This is a genomic window from Actinophytocola algeriensis (genome assembly GCF_014203735.1).
Taxonomy (GTDB): Bacteria; Actinomycetota; Actinomycetes; order Mycobacteriales; family Pseudonocardiaceae; genus Actinophytocola; species Actinophytocola algeriensis.
Window position 1 is genome coordinate 18389 of the sequence record NZ_JACHJQ010000002.1, and the last position, 18313, is coordinate 36701.

Consider the following 18313-nt stretch of genomic DNA (forward strand, 5'->3'; position numbering starts at 1 on the left):
GACGGAGAGACGGAGAGACGGAGAGACGGAGAGACGGAGAGACGGCGGGAAGGCGGGAAGGCGGGAAGGGCGCGAGCCCACACCACCCCCAAAAGACTGCCTGCCATCCCAGAGACCTGCCCCTCCGGCGAGGAGCCGCCGGAGGCAAAGCCCGTCCGGCAAGGACACCCGTCCGGCGAGGACAACGCACCCCGTGCCCAACGCGAAGGCCAGGCAGATCCGACGGCTCGTCTACGGACGAACGCGCAGCCGCGGCGGCAGGCGCCGCTCAACACCGTAAGGCTGCAGATGCGGACCGAGCGGCCCGAGAAACGCGGCCGCCATGGCTTGCGGCGTCCAGCGGTCAGCACTGGCGTGCGGATGATCGGCGAACGGGTCGGTCGTCACCACGGACACCCGATGTCCGTCGAAGCGGAGGAACTGACCGGTGATGCCGTCGGCCAGATCGCTGAGCAGGAACGTGACGAGCGGCGCCACCGCTTCCGGCAGCTTGCCGTCGATCCCGGCGAGCGGCGGCGCGTCCTGTGTGGACGGCGCGAGGTCGCGGCCGAGCGCGTTCTCGGTCATGCGGGTCAGCGCCATCGGGGAGATCGCGTTGACCCGGATGCCCGCTGCTTCCAGGTCGAGGGCCGAACTGTAGGTGAGTGCGGCGAGCGCCCCTTTGGTCGCGGCGTAGGTCGAGACGCTCGGGAACCCGAACATGCCACCGGACGAGGCGTTGACGATCGCTCCGCCGCCGCCGTCCCGCATGACGGCACTGGCCGCGGCCTGACACTGCAGCGCGCCGAGCACGTTGACCAGCACCGCCCGGTGCATGGTGTCCGGCCGCTCGTCCCACGGCCGCGCCTCGTGGTAGATGCCCGCGTTGTTGACCAGCCCGTCGAGCCTGCCGAAGGCGGTGACGCAGGTGGCGACGAGCGCGTCGACGGCGTCGGGGTCGCTGACGTCGTGCCCGCTGGCGACCGCGCTCCCACCCGCGGCACCGACCTCGTCGACGACCGCTCGCGCCTCGGTCGCGTCGACGTCGTTGACGACCACTGACGCCCCGGCCGCGGCCAGGTCCAGCGCGTAGGCCCGGCCGAGCCCACGCCCAGCCCCCGTCACGATCACCGCCCGGTCTTCGAGGAGACGCACGACCAGCCCTTCATCAACGTCTACGTAGATGCTGACAGCATGGTGTGCGATCGGCCCGCGGTCAAGAACAGCGGACGTCGCCGCGCTGCTCGAGCGGTGACCGTGTTGCCGATCTCCGCGCGGATCTCGATAGTGGTCGCCATGGACTTGGCCGACCTGTACCGCGACCTGCACCAGCACCCCGAGCTCGGGTTCGCGGAGACGCGCACCGCCGGCGTCGCGGCGCGGGAGCTGCGGGCCGCGGGGTTCGAGGTGACCGAGGGGGTCGGGGGCACTGGTGTGGTCGGCGTGCTGCGCAACGGCGACGGGCCGACGGCGCTGCTGCGGGCGGACATGGACGCGTTGCCGGTCAAGGAGAAGACGGGCCTGCCCTACGCGAGCACGGTCGTCGTGGACGACACGCCGGTGGCGCACGCATGCGGGCACGACGTGCACGTGACGTGCCTGATCGGGGCGGCGCGGGCGCTGTCGGCGGACCGCACGGCGTGGTCGGGCACGGTGCTGGCGGTGTGCCAGCCCGCGGAGGAGATCGGCGGCGGCGCGACGGCGATGGTGGCGGACGGCCTGTTCGAGCGCTTCGGCAGGCCCGATGTGGTGCTGGGTCAGCACGTGGCCCCGATCCCCGCCGGTGTGCTGGGTCTGCGCGCGGGCCCGGCGTTCGCGGCGGCCGACTCGCTCCGGATCACCCTGCACGGCCGCGGCGGCCACGGGTCGCGCCCGGAGGCCGCGGTGGACCCGGTGGTGATGGCCGCCCAGGTCGTCACGCGGCTGCAGACCATCGCGTCCCGCGAGATCGCCGCCACGGACACGGTCGTGGTCACGGTGGGCGCGATCCACGCGGGCACGGTCGCGAACATCATCCCGGACGACGCCGAGTTGCTGCTCAGCATCCGCACCTACGACCCGAAGGTCCGCGAACGCACCCTCGCGGCAGTGGATCGCATCGTGCACGCCGAGGCAACCGCGGCAGGCGCCCCGAAACCCCCGGAGATCACCGCGGAGACGGGATTTCCGGCCGCGGTGAACGACCCGGAAGCAGCCGAACGCACCCGCCAGGCCCTTGCCGCCGCGGTGCCGATCGTCGTGGACCCCGGCCCGGTCACGGGCAGCGAGGACGTGGGCGTCCTCGCCACCGAGTCGGGTGCCCCACTGGTCTACTGGCTCCTTGGCGGCGCCGATCCGGCCGAGTTCGATGGCGCGACCTCGATCGACGACATCCGCGCGCGGGTCGCGGCGTTGCCCGCCAACCACTCCCCGCTGTTCGCCCCGGTCATCGACCCGACCCTCGACCTGGGCACAGCCGCGTTGACCGCGGCCGCCAAAGCCTGGCTACCCCTGGCCACCTGACGGCCGGTTGTACCGGATCTGCCCGTCCCGCACGTATTGGCGCTGTCGTGCCTCGGCGTCCTTCTTCCGCCGCGAGGTCTCGGTGAGAAGAGCATCCGCGGTTCTCTTGAGGGAGCTGAGCAAGACTCCGAGATCCGAGTAGTGCGTGCGCCTCTTCTCGTGGCTGTCGCCCCGGGAAACGCCGAGCTGGAGACTGGCCAGTTCGCCGGGCTGGAACGAGCCTCCGTCCGACAGGTTCTGCCTCAGCTCCTGGGCGCACCGTTGCACGTTGTCGAGCCGCCTCTACACGTTCGCCATGTCCCGTCTCACCACGGAACGGGTGGCCGCGTCCGGCGTCCGCTGGTGTGCCTGGCCGACCTGCCGCTGTGCGGCACGAATCGACTCGATCAGGCGTTTGCACGCACGCTTGGCACGCTTCTCCTGCGCGACCTTGACTTCCAGCGCCCGATAGCCGGGCTCGCGAACCACCTCCTGCCGGATGGCGGCGCCGAACTGGGCGTCGATGTCGTCGGCCAGCTTCTTGGCGCGCTTGTATTCCTGCCATCGCAGGCGCGTCCGTTCGAGTTCTTCGCGTTCGCCGTGCAGCAGGGAGTTGAAGAATCCGTTTCGGTTCCGCAGCGGGGGCGGGTCGAGGTCGAAGCCGCTCTCCTTCATGGCGCGCAGGAGTTCCGCGTGCCGTTCTCGCAACAGGGCGAACCGGTCCGGTGGTTCTGTCATGTCGCCGTACATCGCCGGACGAACGCCATGGGTTTCCTTTCCGTGCGAAACCGTGGCCGGCTGACTCACGCGTCCAGCAGCCGCCACGCGGTGAGCGCGAGCCGGGCCCTGGTCAGGCCGGTGGGGACGGTGAGCTCGATGCCGAGGCCCTGGCCGATCAGGTCGAGGCGGCGGGCGACGCTGGTGTGGTGCAGGTGCAGGAGGTCGGCGGCGCGGCGCAGGGAACCGGTCGCGCAGTAGGCGTCCAGGGTGGCCAGGTCGTCCGGGTTGCCCGCCAGCCTGCCGATCGCGGCCACGTCGGCGTTGTCGCGGACGGCCTCCTCCGGTACCCGCGCGAGCAGCGCCAGCGCACCCAGCCGGTCGTAGTGGACGACCGGCTCCCGGGTGGTGGTGAAGCGCAGCGCGGTCCGGGCCTCCTGCCAGGACCGGTCGGGGCGCGTCGCGGCGCCGACGCCCGCGCACACGCCGTCGGGGAACCGGGCCGTGTCCATGGTGGTGGCGAGGATGACGCCCACCTCGGCGAGCGGCGCGGCCTTCACCGGGCGGCCCGGGCAGATCAGGCCGCCGACCTGGTCGAGCGGAACAGCCGAGCGGACGGCGGCGACGCGGATCGGCAGGTCGGCCGCGAAACCCAGCAGGCGCAGCGCCCGGTTCCGCGCTGCCTCGTCGCTGTCACCGCTGATCACCAGCTCGACGAGCGCCGGGTCGGCCATGGTGGTGCGGGCCGGGCCGTAGCGTTCGACGACCGCCGCGGCCGCGATCGCGAGGCGGTCCAGCACCACCTCGTCGAGGGGACCGGCGTCGCGGGCACGTTCGAGCCAGACCGTGCCGATCTCCTCGTCGTCGAGGGTGATCGGGGCCGTGGTGGACGCGGCCGCCGCCGGCTCGGCCGCTTCCCTGCCGTCCGGCGCGAAGCGGATCACCCGGCCCGTGCCGTGCAACCGGATCCCCGCGACGCACTCGGCCAGGCCCGCCGACGCGCGGACGAGCACCGGCAGATCCACGCGCCTGCGCATGAGCGTGTCGTAGAACATCACGACCCGGAGCGCGCCCTCGATGTGCGAGTCCAGCTGCGACAACCGCTCGGCCAGTGCCTCCATACCCGCAGGATAGCGACGACCGGTGCGCGAACCCGGCCCGATGCGCGACGGATGTCGGACGACCTCGGCCGCGGCCGACGCGAGGATGGTCGTCATGGATCCCGAACTCGAAGCGTTCATCCCGCTGTTCCCCAAGGCCGACCTGGTCGACCCGGTCACCTCCCGCGAGAAGTTCGCCGAGCTGGCCGTCGCGGTGCCCGCCCCGGACACCTCGGGCATGACGGTCGAGGACCGCACGGTGCCGGGCGAGGTGGACGTGCCGGTGCGGATCTACCGCCCGCACGACGCGCCGGGTGCCGTCATCTGGCTGCACGGCGGCGGCTTCGTCATGGGCAACCTGGACACCGAGCACCCGTGGGCCGCGCGACTCGCCGACTTCTCGGGCGTGGTCGTGATCTCGGTCGGCTACCGCCTGGCCCCCGAGAACCCGTTCCCTGCCGCCTTCGACGACGCCTACGCGGTCCTGACCTGGGCGGCGGAGCACGCGGCCGAACTGGGCATCGCCCCGGACCGGATCGCGGTCGGCGGGCACAGCGCGGGCGGCGGCATCGCGGCCGGGATCGCGCTGCGGGCACGCGACGAGAAGGGGCCGAGGATCTGTTTCCAGCTGCTGAACCAGCCCGGCCTGGACGACCGGCAGGAGACGTGGTCGGCGCGGACCTTCACCGACACGCCCTGGATGACCCGCGACAAGGTCACCTCGGCGTGGACCCACTACCTGGGCGGCGCGCCCGCGTCGGAGTACGCGGCCCCGGCACGGGCCCGCGACCTGTCCGGGCTGCCACCCGCCTACGTCGGCAGCGCCGAGCTCTGCCCCAACCGCGACGAGGACATCGCCTACGCGGTGCGCCTGCTGCAGGCCGGGGTGTCGGTCGAACTGCACCAGTGGGCGGGCACCTTCCACGGGTCGCAGGCCATCCTGTCCGCCGAGATCTCCCACCGGCAGATCTCCGAACTCGCCGCCGCCCTGCGCCGCGGCGCGGCCGGGTGACACGGCGATGACCGGGACACTGCAAGCCGCACTGGACGCCGTCCACCGCGAGGGCCCGCACCCGAGGATGTACGAGGCGCTGTTCGGCCTGATCGACCCACCAGGCGACTACAGCGTGTACGACATGTCCTGGGTCGGGCCCACCGCTTCGCTCGTGTCGACCACCGCGGACCTCAACCGGTTCTTCGGCATGCTGTTCGACGGCGAGATCGTCGACGAGTCGACACTGGAGCAGATGCGGCGCACCGTCCCGGTCATCGCCCAGAACGGGCAACGGATCGACTACGGCCTCGGGCTGCACCCGTTCCACCTCCCGGGACTCGGCGTCCGCTGGGGCAACGACGGCACGATCTGGGGCGCCGGCACGACGTCCATGGTCCACGGCACCCGGCGGATGACGGTCGCCGTGAACCTCATCCGGTGGGCCAGGCCGAGCCCCATCGACGACGCGCTCACCGCGCTGTACCAGCAGGCGATGAGCGGCGATGTCTGACACCGCGCTCCTGCGCCCGCACCTGAGGAGCTTCACCACCGTCGTCGTCCTGCAGGTGATCGGCGCCGTCGCGGGGTTGGCGCCGCTCCTCGCCGTGGTCGAGCTGGGCCGGGCACTGCTCGCGTCCGGCCCGGTCGACCACGGCCACGTCTGGTTCGTCGTGACCGCGGGCGCGGCGGGCCTGTTCGTCCGGCTCGTGTGCACGGCCGCGTCCTCCGGGATCGGGCACCTCCTCGACGACCGGGTGCAGCTGTCGTTCCGCAGGCGGCTGGCCGAGGCGCTGGGGCGGGCACCGATCGGCTGGTTCTCCCGCCGCCGCACCGGTGAGCTGGCGAAGGTCGCGGGCGAGGACGTGAGCGCCGTACACCCGTTCATCGCCCACACCCCCGGCGAGCTCGTCGCCGCGTTCGTCGTCCCGCTGGTGTCGCTGGTCTACCTGTTCACCGTCGACTGGCGGCTCACGCTGATCACCCTCATCCCGGTGGCGCTGGCCGTGGCGCTGGTCCCGCTGATGATGACGCCAGCCCGGCTGCGCGAGCAGAAGGAGTTCGACGCCGCCATGGGGCGGATCGCGGACTCCGTCGTGGAGTTCGTGCACGGCATCGCGGTGGTCAAGGCGTTCGGCGGGAGTGAGCGGGCGAGCCGCCGCTTCCTCGCGGCGGTGGCGGACTTCACCACCAGCTTCTTCCGGATGGTGCGCGGCCTCGCGCCGCTCGGCGCTGGCATGCAGGTGGCCCTGTCACCACCCTTCGTGCTGCTCGCCGTGCTGACCGGCGGTGCGGCGCTGATCACCAACGGCGGCATGGCACCCGCCGACCTGCTGCCCTTCCTGCTCCTCGGGCTCGGCCTGACCGCACCGGTCGCGGCACTGGGCCACGGCTTCGACGACACCCAGACCGCCCGGCGCGCGGTCGGCCGGATCCGCGACGTGCTCACCGTGCGACCGCTGCCCGAACCCGCGCACCCCGTCGCACCCCAGGGCCACCGCGTGGAACTGCGTGACGTCCGGTTCGGCTACGTCACCGGGCACGAGGTGCTGCGCGGCATCGACCTCGTCCTCGAACCGGGAACGGTCACCGCCGTCGTCGGCCCGTCGGGCAGCGGGAAGTCCACCCTGGTCCAGCTGTTGCCGCGGTTCTTCGACCCCGCACACGGCTCGGTCGTCCTCGGCGGCGTCGACCTGCGCGACCTCGGCAGCCAGGCGCTCTACCGGCTGGTCTCGTTCGTGTTCCAGGACGTCCGCCTGCTGCGCGCGTCCGTCGCCGACAACATCGCGCTGGCGGTCCCGCACGCCGGCCACGACGACGTCGTGCGCGCCGCCCGGCTCGCGAACATCCACGACCGGATCCTCGAACTGCCCCGCGGCTACGACACCGTGATCGGCGAGGACACCGGGCTCTCCGGGGGTGAGGCGCAGCGGATCGCGATCGCCCGCGCCCTGCTCGCCGACACCCCCGTCCTCGTCCTCGACGAGGCCACCGCCTTCGCCGACCCACAAACAGAACACGCCGTGCGCCAGGCCCTCGCGACGCTCGACGGCGACCGGACGATCCTCGTCATCGCCCACCGCCTCGAGACCGTCGCCGACGCCGACACCGTCGTACTGCTCGAGAACGGCACGGTCGCCGAACGCGGCACACCGACGGAACTGCTGGCACAGCAAGGAAAGTTCGCCGCGTTCTGGCAGACAAGAGAAGAGGAGGTCCGGTGATCCGCCTGCTGCTCAAGGTGCTGGGGCCCGAGCACGCCCCGCCGGTGCGCCGCACCGTGGCCCTGATGACGACGACCGCGATCGCCGAAGGCCTGTCCTACGCACTGCTGGTTCCCGTGCTGCGGGCGCTGTTCGGGAGCGAACCCGGCGACGTCTGGCTCCCGCTCGCCGGCTTCGGCGCCGCGGTCGCCATCTACGCCGTGCTGCGCTACGTCAGCGACCTGTCCGGCTTCCGCGCCGGGACCACCCTGCTGCGCGCCATGTACCACCGGCTCGGCGACCACCTCGCCCGCCTGCCCATCGGCTGGTACAGCGCCGACCGCGTCGGGCAGCTGTCCGTCCTGGCCAGCAACGGCGTCCTGCAGGCGATGGGCGTGATCGCGCACCTGCTCGCCCCGTTCATCTCCGCCTGCGTCACTCCCCTGACGATCGTCGCCGTCATGCTCGCCTTCAACTGGCAGCTCGGGCTGGCCGCGCTCGCCGCCGCACCGGTCGTCGCGGCGATTCAGGTGTGGACGGGCCGCGCGATGGCCGTCCACGACGCGGAACGCGCGGAACGCAGGCACGAGGCCGCCGGGCGCGTCATCGAGTACCTCCAGGCCCAGCCGGTGCTGCGGGCCGGTGGCCGGACGACCGAACGGTTCCGGCTGCTCGACGACTCGCTCACCGAACTCCAGCGCGCGTCCCGCCGCACCGTCCTGTCGGCACTGCCCGGCGTGGTGGCACTGGCGCTCGCGGTGCAGGCCGTGTTCACCGTCCTGCTGGTCCTGGGCGCCTACCTCGCACTCGGTGGGCACATCGGCGTCCCCGAGGTACTGACCATCCTGGTGCTGGCCGCCCGCAGCGCCGACCCGTTGCTGTCGCTGTCGGACATCAGCGGCAAACTCCGCGGCGCCCGCGCCGAACTGGTCCGGCTCGACGCGGTGCTGCACACCCCGCCACTGCCGGAGCCGCCGGACCCGGTCGAACCGGACCGCCACGACCTGGAGTTCGACTCGGTTGTCTTCCGGCACGGCGACCACACGGTCATCGACGACGTGTCGGTGTCGGTCCCCGAAGGACGGCGGCTCGCCGTCGTCGGCCCGTCCGGTGCCGGCAAGAGCACGCTCCTGCAACTGCTGGCCCGGTTCTACGACGTCGACGCGGGCGCCGTGCGGGTCGGCGGCGTGGACGTCCGCGCCGTGGCCAGCGAGGTGCTGATGTCCCGCATCGCCTTCGTGTTCCAGGCCGTCCACCTCTTCGACGGCACGATCGAGGAGAACGTCCGCCTCGGCCGCGCCGGCGCCACCGACGCCGAAGTCCGGGCCGCGGTGACCGCGGCCCGGCTGGACGAGGTGATCGACCGACTCCCCGGTGGCTGGGCCGCACACGTCGGCGAAGGCGGCGCGCTGCTGTCGGGCGGTGAACGCCAGCGCGTCTCGATCGCGCGCGCCCTGCTGAAAGACGCTCCCGTCGTGCTGCTCGACGAGGTCACCTCCGCGCTGGACCCGGTGAACGAGGCGGCGGTCCACGCGGGCATCGAACGCCTGATGGCGGGCCGCACGGTGGTGATGGTGGCCCACCGGCTGCGCACGGTCCGGCGCGCCGACCACATCGTCTTCCTCGACAACGGCCGCGTGACGGAACAGGGCACCCACGAGGAGCTGCTGCGCCACGGCGGCCGCTACGCCGACTACTGGCACCTGTCCATGACCCCGGCCGCTGACTGAACGACGGACAGCCGGGGGGCCGCGCCCCGTATAGTTGGCCGCTCGTCGATGACTCCTGGGGGGAGCACGCGTGGTTTCGGCCGGTCGCTGGGTCGCGGTGTTCGCATGTGCCATCGCCGCGTCGGCGTTCGTGCCCGGCGTGGCCGGGGCGCAGCCGCCGCCCGAGGAAGAGGAGATGGCGGTCCCGCCGCCGCTGCCCGACGGGTTCGAGGTGCCGGGCGACGACGGGCAGCCCGACCGGGACTACGTGCAGGAAACCCCCTGCATCAGCTCCCTGCCTGCCGTGAAGGCGATCGAGCACAAACCGTGGGGGCAGGACCGGCTGCGGTTCCGCGAACTCGCGACGTTCGCGACCGGTGTGGACCAGAAGGTCGCGGTGATCGACACCGGCGTGTCCGACCACACCTACTTCGGCGGCCGCCTCGAAGCGGGCGGCGACTACGTGGCCCGCGGCGGCGACGGCCTCGACGACTGCGACGGCCACGGCACGGCGGTCGCGGGCATCATCGCCGCCGACCCGCCAGACGAGGCGATCGGGTTCCAGGGCATCGCGCCGGCCGCGCGGATCGTCAGCATCCGGCAGACCAGCTCCAACTTCTCGTTCACCAACCCCGACACGAACGAGCCCCAGCCCGCAGGCAGCCTGACGACCCTCACCAAGGCGATCATCCGCGCCGCCACGACCGACGGCGTCACCGTGATCAACATGTCGGTGAACAACTGCCGCCCCGTGAGCCTCGGCCCCATCCGCGACGAGGAACGTCAGCTGCAGGCGGCGCTCCGGTACGCCGTGGAGGAACGGGACATCGTCGTGGTCGCGTCGGCAGGCAACGTCGGCGAGGGCAACTGCACCACGCAGAACGGCCCCGACCCGCGCAAACCCACCCAGATCGTGTTCCCACCCTGGTTCACCGACCACGTGCTGTCGGTCGCCGCCATGACCGAGTCGGGCGAGCCGGCCGAGTTCTCCATCCAGGGCCCGTGGGTGTCCGTCGCCGCGCCGGGCACCGACATCGTGTCACTCGACCCGGCCAACCCGAACCAACTCGTGAACCGGACGTTCGACAAGGACCGCAAGGAAGCGCCGATCCAGGGCACGAGCTTCGCCGCCCCGTACGTCGCGGGCCTCGCCGCCCTGGTCCGCGACCGCTTCGAGGACCTCGACGCACGCCAGGTCATGCACCGCATCACAGCGACGGCCGCCCACCCGGCCGCGACCGACGGCCGCGACAACGTCGTCGGCCACGGCATGATCGACCCGATCGCCGCGCTGACCGCCTTCATCCCCGCCGAATCGAACCTCCCACCGGACGAGGCCGTGGCGGTGCCGTTCGAGATGCCCCCACCGTACGAACGCGACTGGGGTCCGGCCCAGGTCGCGATCATCGGCACGGCTGGTGGTGGGGGCCTGTTGTTGCTGACCCTGTTCGTGGTGCACACCGTGCGCCGCAACCGCCGCTCGGGCTGACTCGCTTCTTCCGTGCCGGGTTTGGTGACCCACCGGTGTTCTGAGAAAAATATTGGACATCTCTATAGCTAATAACTGTTAAAAGATTCGGAGAAGATGAGCTGTTCGGGCGGCGGTCCTCCCCTCTGGCGCGGGACCTGGGTGCCAAGAAGGCGGACGCGCGCAACGCCGCTCGTCGCGGCGACACCCGCGGCGCATGGGTCTGCGCCGAGACCGAGCCCGTCCACGGTCACGTCGACGACGCGGTGCTCGACGCCATCGCCGAGGTCGCGGTCTGGGCACCACGTCGCTGACGCGTCCCGGCTCTGCTACGGGCGACCGTACGTCTCGAGCAGCCGCAGCCAGATCTCGTTGATCGTCGGGTAGGCGGGTACCGCGTGCCACAGCCGGTCGATGGGGACCTCGCCGACGACCGCGACCGTCGCGGCCTGCAGCAGTTCGCTCACGTCCTGGCCCACGAACGTCACCCCGAGCACCACGCGGCGCTTCTCGTCGACCACCATGCGCGCGGTGCCCGCGTACCCGTCGGCGTGGACGCTCGCGCCCGCCACGTTGCCGATCTCGTAGTCGACGACCCGGATCTCGTAGCCCTTGGCCTCGGCCGCGGCGGCCGTCAGCCCGACCGACGCGACCTCGGGGTCGGTGAACGTCACCTGCGGCACGGCCTCGTGGTCGGCGGTCGCGACGTGCGTGCCCCACGCGCCGTCGGCGACCGGCCTGCCCTGCGCGCGGGCCGCGATCACGTCGCCCGCCGCGCGCGCCTGGTACTTGCCCTGGTGGGTGAGGAGCGCGCGGTGGTTCACGTCGCCGACCGCGTAGAGCCAGTCGACGCCGGGGACGCGCATCGTGTCGTCGACCTCGAGCCAGCGGCCCGATGCCAGCCCGACGGTGTCGAGGCCGATGTCACCGGTGCGCGGCGTCCTGCCGGTGGCGACGAGCACCTCGGCGGCGGTGACCGTCGTGCCAGCGGAGGTCTCGATCACGACGTCGTCCCCGTCGCGGCGCACCGACGTCGGCGACGTGTCCAGCAGCACGGTGGCGCCCAGCTCCCGCAGTGCCTTCGCGACCGCCTCCCCCGCGAACGGCTCCATGCCGCCGAGCAGCGCGCTGCGGGAGACCAGCGTGACGGCGGTGCCGAACGACGCGTAGGCGGTGGCCATCTCGGTGGCGACCACTCCCCCGCCGATGATGGCGAGGCTCGCGGGCGCCGCCTTCGCGCTCGTCGCCTCCCTGCTGGTCCACGGCCGCGCGTCCCGCAGGCCGGGGATGTCGGGCACGAGCGCGTCACTACCGGTGGCGACGACCACCGCGTGCCGCGCGGTCAACACGGTCTCCCCGACGGTGACCTCCTTCTCGCCGGTGATCCGCCCGTGCCCTCGGACGAGCCCGATGCCCGCGCTCTCGACCCAGCCGACCTGCCCGTCGTCGGACCAGTCGCTGGTGAAGGAGTCCCGGCGTTTCAGCACCGCGGCGACGTCGAGATCACCGGTGGCCGCCTGCGCTGCGCCCTGGACCTGGCGCGCGGCCCGGAGCACGTGCCCGGGGCGCAGCAGGGCCTTGGACGGCATGCACGCCCAGTACGAGCACTCGCCGCCGACCAGCTCGCTCTCCACGAGCACGGCGGACAGCCCGCCCTGCACGGCGCGATCGGCCACGTTCTCCCCGACCGCCCCGGCCCCCAGGACGATCACGTCGTACTCGGCCCTGTCCATGTGTGCACTCCTGATCGCCGCGAGCGTGGTCGCCGTCGATTGAACCCGCACGAGGCCGGACGTGCGAGCCGGCAGGGCCCGCGTGTCGCGATCACCCCGCGCGCACGTCGATGCGGAGGTCGGCGGTGATCGGGATCAGGTAGGCGCTCCGGCGGTGGATCTCGTTGAGCAGCAACACGACGAGACCGAACACGATCAGTGGGAGCTTGCACGAAGTTAGGTCGCCGCACGGCGCGCCGCCATAACGAAAGGCGGACTCCCTTTCACCCGAACAGAGCAGCCGGGGCTACGCGGGCTTGCCGAGGCGGTGCACGAGTGCCGACCGGGTGCGGACGTTCAGCTTCGGGAAGATGTGGGACAGGTGGGACTCGACGGTCCGGCGGCTCAGGAACAGGCGGGTCGCGATCTCCTGGTTCGACAGGCCGGTTACCACCAGGTCGGCTATCTCGCGTTCCCGGCGGGTCAGGACCCCCGCCGGCGTCTCGCCGGTCGCCCGCGCGTACCGCTGCCGGTCCAGGTCCACTGTGGACGCCAGCCAGTGGGCGCCGCACGCCAGGTGGCCGGTGGTGGCGCGGGTGAACGACTCCTCGGCGCGGCCGTGGTCGCCTCGGCGGGCATGGGTCACGCCCGCCAGGTGGTGGGCTTGCGCTTCCTCCACCGGTGCCTTCGTCGCGGCGAACACCGTCGCGGCCTGCGTGGCCAGGGTGGTCGCCTGGTCGAGGCTGCCAGCGCGTGCCGCCACGAACGCCTTGGCGTACCAGGAAAGCCCGCGTTCGTAGTCGAGGCAGGCGGCCGCCGCCACGGCTTCGGCCGTCGCCGCGGCTCGCCAGGCCTCCGCTACCGCGTCCGTCCTCGCCAGGGCCTTGGCGATCGCCACCTGGCGGATCACCTCCGTCGTCGGGTCGGCAGGCCACGCCACGTCCGGGTCGGTCAGGAACGTCAGGCCCGGCCGCACGTCCGCGGCGACGGTGTGGGCGATGGCCAGGTTGAGCTGCCCGATCCGCCACCAGGTTCGCGACCGGGGGCGAGCGCCACTGGCCAGCACGTCCGCCGCGGCGAGGGCGGCGGCCGGGCCCGAGGTCCACAGCAGCGGCCGGATCCGCACCGCGTCCGCCATGGCGCGCATCTCCAGGCTGCCCATCTGATCGGCCAGCAGCCCGGCCTGCTCGGCCAGCCGCAACGCGGAGTCCACGCGCCCCAGCCTGGTCTCCAGCGCGGCGTGCACGACCATCAGGTACGGCAGCGCGCTGCTGTGCCGCGCCTGCTCGACCACCGCGTGCGCCCGCTCGAGGTGCTCGGTGGCGGCGGTGAGGTCGCCGAGCCGCATCTCCGCCCACGCCAACGGGCCCAGCAGCTCGACGTGCGGGCGCAGCGTGACGTCGCTGACGGTGTTCAGCAGGCGCGCCGCGTCCCGGGCGGCGGTTCGCGCCCGCGCGATGTGCCCGGCGTACACCGCCCCCCACGCCTCCAGTGACCGCGCCGCCGACGCCAGCGCGGGCCGCCGCCCGCCCAGCAGGTCGACGGCCCGGCGCGCGTGGTCCATCGCCTCGGCGGCCTGCTCGCCCAACGCGGCGAGCGCCGCGAGCTGGACCCGCAGCTTGCCCTCCGCGGCCGGATCCTGTTGTGCCCGCGGCAGTTCGGCGTGGACCAGCGCCGACGCGGTGTCCAGGTCGCCGAGGAAGCGGGCGATCACCATGCCGAACGCGGCCGCCTCCGCGCGGACCGGGCTGCCGTCGCACAGCAGTTCCTGCAGCACCTCCCAGCTGCGGCTGAGATCGCCGGACAGGCCAAGCGCCCGCGCGTACTGCAGCATGACCATCGGCCGCTGCTCCCGCATCGGACCGGTCGTCGACAGCACGCGCAGCGCGGTGCCGAGCCAGCGGACCGCGGTGCCCGGCGCCTGGCACACCACCGACCGCCCCGCCTGCACCAGCGTCGACGCGGCGAGGTCGTCGCCGTACTGGGCCGACCGCGCCACGTGGTGCGCGACGAGGTGCAGCGGGCCGTCGTGCTCCCGCAGGTACCGCGCGGCGCGGGCGTGTGCCTGCGACCGCCACGCCGGGCCGGCCAGTTCGTGCGCGGCCGCCCGGATCAGCGGGTGCGGGTAGCAGAACCAGGCGCCGTCCATGTCCCCCAGCCCGGCCCAGCACAGCTGGTCCAGCGCTTTGACCACAGTGGACTCCGGCAGGTCCGCGACGTGCGCCACCAGGCCGATCGCCGCGTGGTCGCCGACGACCGCCGCCGCGTACGCGACCCGCTGCACCTGCTCGTCCAGCGCGGCGACGTCGACGATGATGGTGCGCAGGATGCGCCGCGTGAACTCGTCGACCGACACGGGCTCGTCGCCGTCGCTCTCCCGGACCAGGTCGGCGAGGCGCGCGTCGGTGAGCCGGATCAGTGCCTGCAGGTACAGGGGGTTGCCTCGGCAGGCCCGCATCAGCAGGTCGCGACGGTCAGCGCCGACCGAGGGCAGCAGCTCCCGGACGTCCGCCGCGGTCAGCGGGTCGAGGTGCAGGCGCGTGGCGCCCTCCCCGGCCCTGGTGATCGCGTCCACGACGCGCACCGGAGGCCGCGAACCGCGGAACGCGACGACCACGAGCACCGGCGCCTCCGGTGGGTGCCGGATCAGGAACTCCACGAGCTCCACCGACGCCTGGTCCGCCCACTGCAGGTCGTCGAGCACCAGCGCGGCACCGCCGGCCACACACTCGAGGTGCCTGCGCACCGCCGAGTAGACACCGAACCGGTCGACGTCACTCCCGCCGATCCGCACCTGCCGGAACGAGTCCCGGAAGGTCGCCAGCGGAACTTCGCGCTCGAACTGGGTCGCGCGGCCGACGTGCACCACCAGCCCGGCGTCCCGCGCCAGCCTGACGGCCTCCGCCAGCACCCTGCTCTTGCCGATGCCGGGCTCCCCCGACACCTCCACGACCGCGAACCGGCCCTGCCGCACCCGGTGCACCACACCGGCGAGGATCTCGACACAGTCCTGCCTGCCCACCAGCGGCAGAACTCTCGACGTTTCCTTGTCCCCCACCACAATCGCCCCCGGAAGTCCTAGGACTCCCCGCCGCGGCCCAGTTTACGGGCGCCGAACGGGTGCGGTGGCGGTGCATCCGGCCGCAAAGTCTGGGTCAATCGGAGGAAAGGGCGGTCGCATCACGGGTTTCATGGTCTCGGAGGTAGGTGTGGGCTCGCGCCCCCGCGTCTTCCACACCCCTTGGTGACCCGCGAAGCGACGCGTTCGAGCCACTAGTGACCGTCGCCGAACTTGCGGTCCAGGTAGTCCTTGAACTGCACGGTTACCGAGTGCTCGTCCGAGGGCCAGTTGGGCACCGCGACCGTGCGGGTCGTGCCGCCGCTGCCGCGGGCTACCTCCGTCACCCGGATCGACGTGGGTGGCTGGGTCGGCAGGTAGGAGTCGACGGCGGTCAGGAACGGCAGCGCGTTGAACGGGGGCAGCGCGCTGCCCAGTGTGGAGGTGCGGTCGCAGCCGTCGTCGAAGGCGAACGTCGCCAGGACCTGGCGGGCCCGGGGTGCGACGGCCGGGTCGAGGACGTTCACGCCGTCCAGTTCCAGGCGGTCGTTGTCGGGCTGGTCCGACCACCACTCGCGGCCGCGCAGGACGGTCAGGGCCGTATGGGTGGGGCACTTGTCCACGTAGTCGGCGATGCCGCCCGGTCCGGAGACCTGCAGGCGCAGGAAGTGGTCGGAGCGTTCGAACGGCTCGAAGTAGAAGTGGTACGTCTGCTGGCCTTCCCGCAGCAGCACGATCTCGTAGTGCTTGCGGCCGTTGACCTTCAGCGGCCCGAACGAGCCGTCCGCGCGGGTGTTGACGTCGTGGGCGCGGTCGCGGCGCGCACCCGTGCGGTCGTCGACCTCCCACACCTGCAGGCGGCCCGCGACGCCACTGTTCTGCGGGAACAACACGGCACGGCCCGCGATCGCGACGTGGCCCGGTGGTTGCGGGGTCACCTCCGTCGTGATCGGTGGCCGGTCGCGCAGGAACTGGTGCACGTGGGTGAAACTCTCGGCCGACGTGGCCGTCTCGGTGTGCCCCAGGTGCGGCAGGCGCACGTTCGTCGCGCCGCCGATGCTGCCGCCGGGCTGCAGGCTGCCCCACAGCGCGAGCGTCGGCACACCGCCGGGCAGGGTGGCGCTGGAGCGGCCGTCGACGTTGACGTACCTGCGCACCAGCGCCGCACGCGCCGGGGTGGCCAGGTAGGCGTGCATCACCGTGGTGCCGCGGGAGTGTGCGACGATGTCCACTGTGGACGCACCGGTCCTGGTCCTGACGTCGGCGATGAACGCGTCCAGGCCCGCGACGGCCTGGTCGTTGGTCGCGACGCTGGTGTCGTACTCGTAGGCGTACAGCAGGCCGTCGGCGTACCCGTTGGCGGAGAACCGTTTCGCGTTCGACTGCCACTGGTGCGCCGAGCCCTGCTGCCCGTGCACGAAGATCACCGGCGGGGGCTCGTCGTGGTTCCGCTTCGCGTCCGCGGGCAGCAGGTACCCGGCGCGGACGGCCTTCGCGTCGGCGGCGATGACCCGGCTGACGTAGGCGCCGTGGTTCGGGTACAGGCGTGCCAGCGTCGGGCCGTCGAACGGCACGTGGGTGCCGAACAGGCGGCAGAACGACTCGCCGCTGTTGTCGCCGGTGTTCAGCGCGGTCGGTGCCACCACCTGTGACAGGCGGATCCCGCCCACGGCCAGGCCGAGGTCGTCCCGCGTCTTGGTGACGCCGTCGGCCTCGAACGCGAGCGGCGGGGCGGTCGGCGGCGGTGTCCCCCGCTCGACCCATGTCCGCAGGTGCTCGTACGCGGCCGCGGTGACGTGGTGCATGGGTACGCGGCTGAACGGCGGCCGGTCGCAGGTGTACTGGGGCGCCCCGCCGAGGTCGCGTTCCGAGATCGGCGCTCGGTAGACCTGCCCCTCGTGGCCCGAGTGCGCCGTGCCCGCGACCTCCCAGCGGCGGAACCGGTCGGTGTCCGCCGGGCGCTGCGCGGAGCGCACGTCGGTCTCGGACAGCAGCTGGAAGACGGGTTCCTTGCCCACCCGCGTGGGAGCGGTGCCGACCACGAAGGCGTACCCGTCGAAGACCGGCCGCATCTGCGGCAGCACCCGGTCGTACAGCACGGTCATCCGGCCCGCGGACTGGGAGGCACCGATCGCCAGCACCGTCCTTGGCCGCAGCCTGCCCATGACGGCACCGTTCTCCACGGCGCGGCCCGCCTGCGTGAAGATGTCGTAGGACAGCTCGTCGGTCACGTACCGGCCGCCACCGGTCACGTCGAGACCGCCGTAGCGGGCCGGGCTCCACGCGCGGAGCTGGTCGACGCCGACGCGCTGCGCCGACACCCCGACCCACGCGTGCCCGGCCCGGATGGTCGCCTCCGCGTTCCACAGCGCGTCGAGGTCGTACCCGGCCGTGACGTTCTGCCACTCGACGAGCGCGGTACCGCTGAAGTCGCCGGCGCGGACGGGTCGCCGGACCACGACCCGCGTCGTGTACGCCACGTCGGTGGCGACCGGTGTCCCGTCGGTTGCCCAGCCGTCCGCGCGGCCGGAGAGGTGGAACTCCTCTTCCACGTAGCCCCTGGCGGCCAGGTCGACGGGGGTGGAGAAGAACGGGTAGGTGTCCTCGATCCGTTCTGCCAGGCGGTCACCCGGCACGGTGCCGGGCAGCGGCCCGACGACTCCCGCCGCTGGTTCGGCGGGTTCGGCGGACGCGGGCAGGGTGGTCGGGACGAGGAGGCCGAGTACGACGGCGACCAACCCGGCACGACCCCACGTGGCGATCGACATGGCAGCTCCCGCGGCGGTGGGGGAAGGGCACCGCGAACGTAACGGGCCCACCACCGTCCGTGCCAGAGGCCGGGCAACCAACACGGGTTCGACGATCCGCACATACCGGCAGGCCGAGACGCCGGG

The 18313-nt window shown here is 72.5% G+C and carries 11 protein-coding genes and 1 pseudogene; 6 read left to right on the forward strand and 6 right to left on the reverse strand.

From position 1 onward, the window contains the following. Positions 1 to 231: 231 nt before the first annotated feature. On the reverse strand, positions 232 to 1134 hold the full coding sequence (locus FHR82_RS06370) for an SDR family NAD(P)-dependent oxidoreductase (protein WP_311770918.1): 903 nt from the start codon (positions 1132 to 1134) through the stop codon (positions 232 to 234). 141 nt (positions 1135 to 1275) lie between these two features. On the opposite strand from FHR82_RS06370, the gene FHR82_RS06375 reads away from it, so the two are divergent. Beyond that, complete coding sequence (locus FHR82_RS06375) at positions 1276 to 2481, forward strand: amidohydrolase (protein ID WP_184809372.1); 1206 nt, start codon at positions 1276 to 1278, stop codon at positions 2479 to 2481. A 282-nt stretch (positions 2482 to 2763) separates the two neighbouring features. Here FHR82_RS06375 and FHR82_RS06380 read toward each other — a convergent pair whose 3' ends face one another. Both FHR82_RS06380 and FHR82_RS06385 read right to left on the reverse strand, forming a co-directional pair. Further along, entirely contained in the window at positions 2764 to 3267 is a 504-nt protein-coding gene (locus tag FHR82_RS06380; RefSeq protein ID WP_184809373.1) for a hypothetical protein, read from the reverse strand. Further along, positions 3264 to 4298, reverse strand: a complete 1035-nt coding sequence (locus FHR82_RS06385; RefSeq protein ID WP_184809374.1) for a PucR family transcriptional regulator — start codon at positions 4296 to 4298, stop codon at positions 3264 to 3266. Before FHR82_RS06385 ends, FHR82_RS06380 begins: the two co-directional genes overlap by 4 nt. A 94-nt stretch (positions 4299 to 4392) precedes the next feature. Here FHR82_RS06385 and FHR82_RS06390 point away from each other — a divergent pair, with 94 nt between their 5' ends. The 5 genes and pseudogenes from FHR82_RS06390 (at position 4393) to mycP (ending at position 10670) form a co-directional block, all read left to right on the forward strand. Next, positions 4393 to 5289: an alpha/beta hydrolase gene (locus tag FHR82_RS06390; protein WP_184809375.1), complete on the forward strand. Its 897-nt coding sequence runs from the start codon at positions 4393 to 4395 to the stop codon at positions 5287 to 5289. Continuing rightward, positions 5288 to 5782: pseudogene (locus tag FHR82_RS06395) on the forward strand (serine hydrolase); the annotation flags it as partial. The gene FHR82_RS06390 and the pseudogene FHR82_RS06395, both read left to right, overlap by 2 nt. Continuing rightward, the gene (locus FHR82_RS06400; RefSeq protein WP_184809376.1) at positions 5775 to 7493 is read left to right on the forward strand and encodes an ABC transporter ATP-binding protein; all 1719 of its coding nucleotides are present in this window, start codon (positions 5775 to 5777) and stop codon (positions 7491 to 7493) included. The pseudogene FHR82_RS06395 and the gene FHR82_RS06400, both read left to right, overlap by 8 nt. Next, positions 7490 to 9202: an ABC transporter ATP-binding protein gene (locus FHR82_RS06405; protein ID WP_184809377.1), complete on the forward strand. Its 1713-nt coding sequence runs from the start codon at positions 7490 to 7492 to the stop codon at positions 9200 to 9202. Before FHR82_RS06400 ends, FHR82_RS06405 begins: the two co-directional genes overlap by 4 nt. Before the next feature lie 70 nt (positions 9203 to 9272). Then, positions 9273 to 10670 carry a type VII secretion-associated serine protease mycosin gene (mycP, locus tag FHR82_RS06410; protein WP_184809378.1) on the forward strand — a complete coding sequence of 466 codons (1398 nt, stop codon included), beginning with the start codon at positions 9273 to 9275 and terminating at the stop codon, positions 10668 to 10670. Positions 10671 to 10978: 308 nt separating this feature from the next. On the opposite strand, the gene FHR82_RS06415 is transcribed toward mycP, so the two are convergent. From FHR82_RS06415 to FHR82_RS06425, 3 genes are all read right to left on the reverse strand, one after another. Further along, on the reverse strand, positions 10979 to 12382 hold the full coding sequence (locus FHR82_RS06415; RefSeq protein WP_184809379.1) for a dihydrolipoyl dehydrogenase family protein: 1404 nt from the start codon (positions 12380 to 12382) through the stop codon (positions 10979 to 10981). A gap of 286 nt (positions 12383 to 12668) precedes the next feature. Continuing rightward, positions 12669 to 15419: an ATP-binding protein gene (locus FHR82_RS06420; protein ID WP_184809380.1), complete on the reverse strand. Its 2751-nt coding sequence runs from the start codon at positions 15417 to 15419 to the stop codon at positions 12669 to 12671. A 215-nt stretch (positions 15420 to 15634) separates the two neighbouring features. After that, complete coding sequence (locus FHR82_RS06425; RefSeq protein ID WP_184809381.1) at positions 15635 to 18187, reverse strand: alpha/beta hydrolase domain-containing protein; 2553 nt, start codon at positions 18185 to 18187, stop codon at positions 15635 to 15637. Between the last annotated feature and the right edge of the window lie 126 nt (positions 18188 to 18313).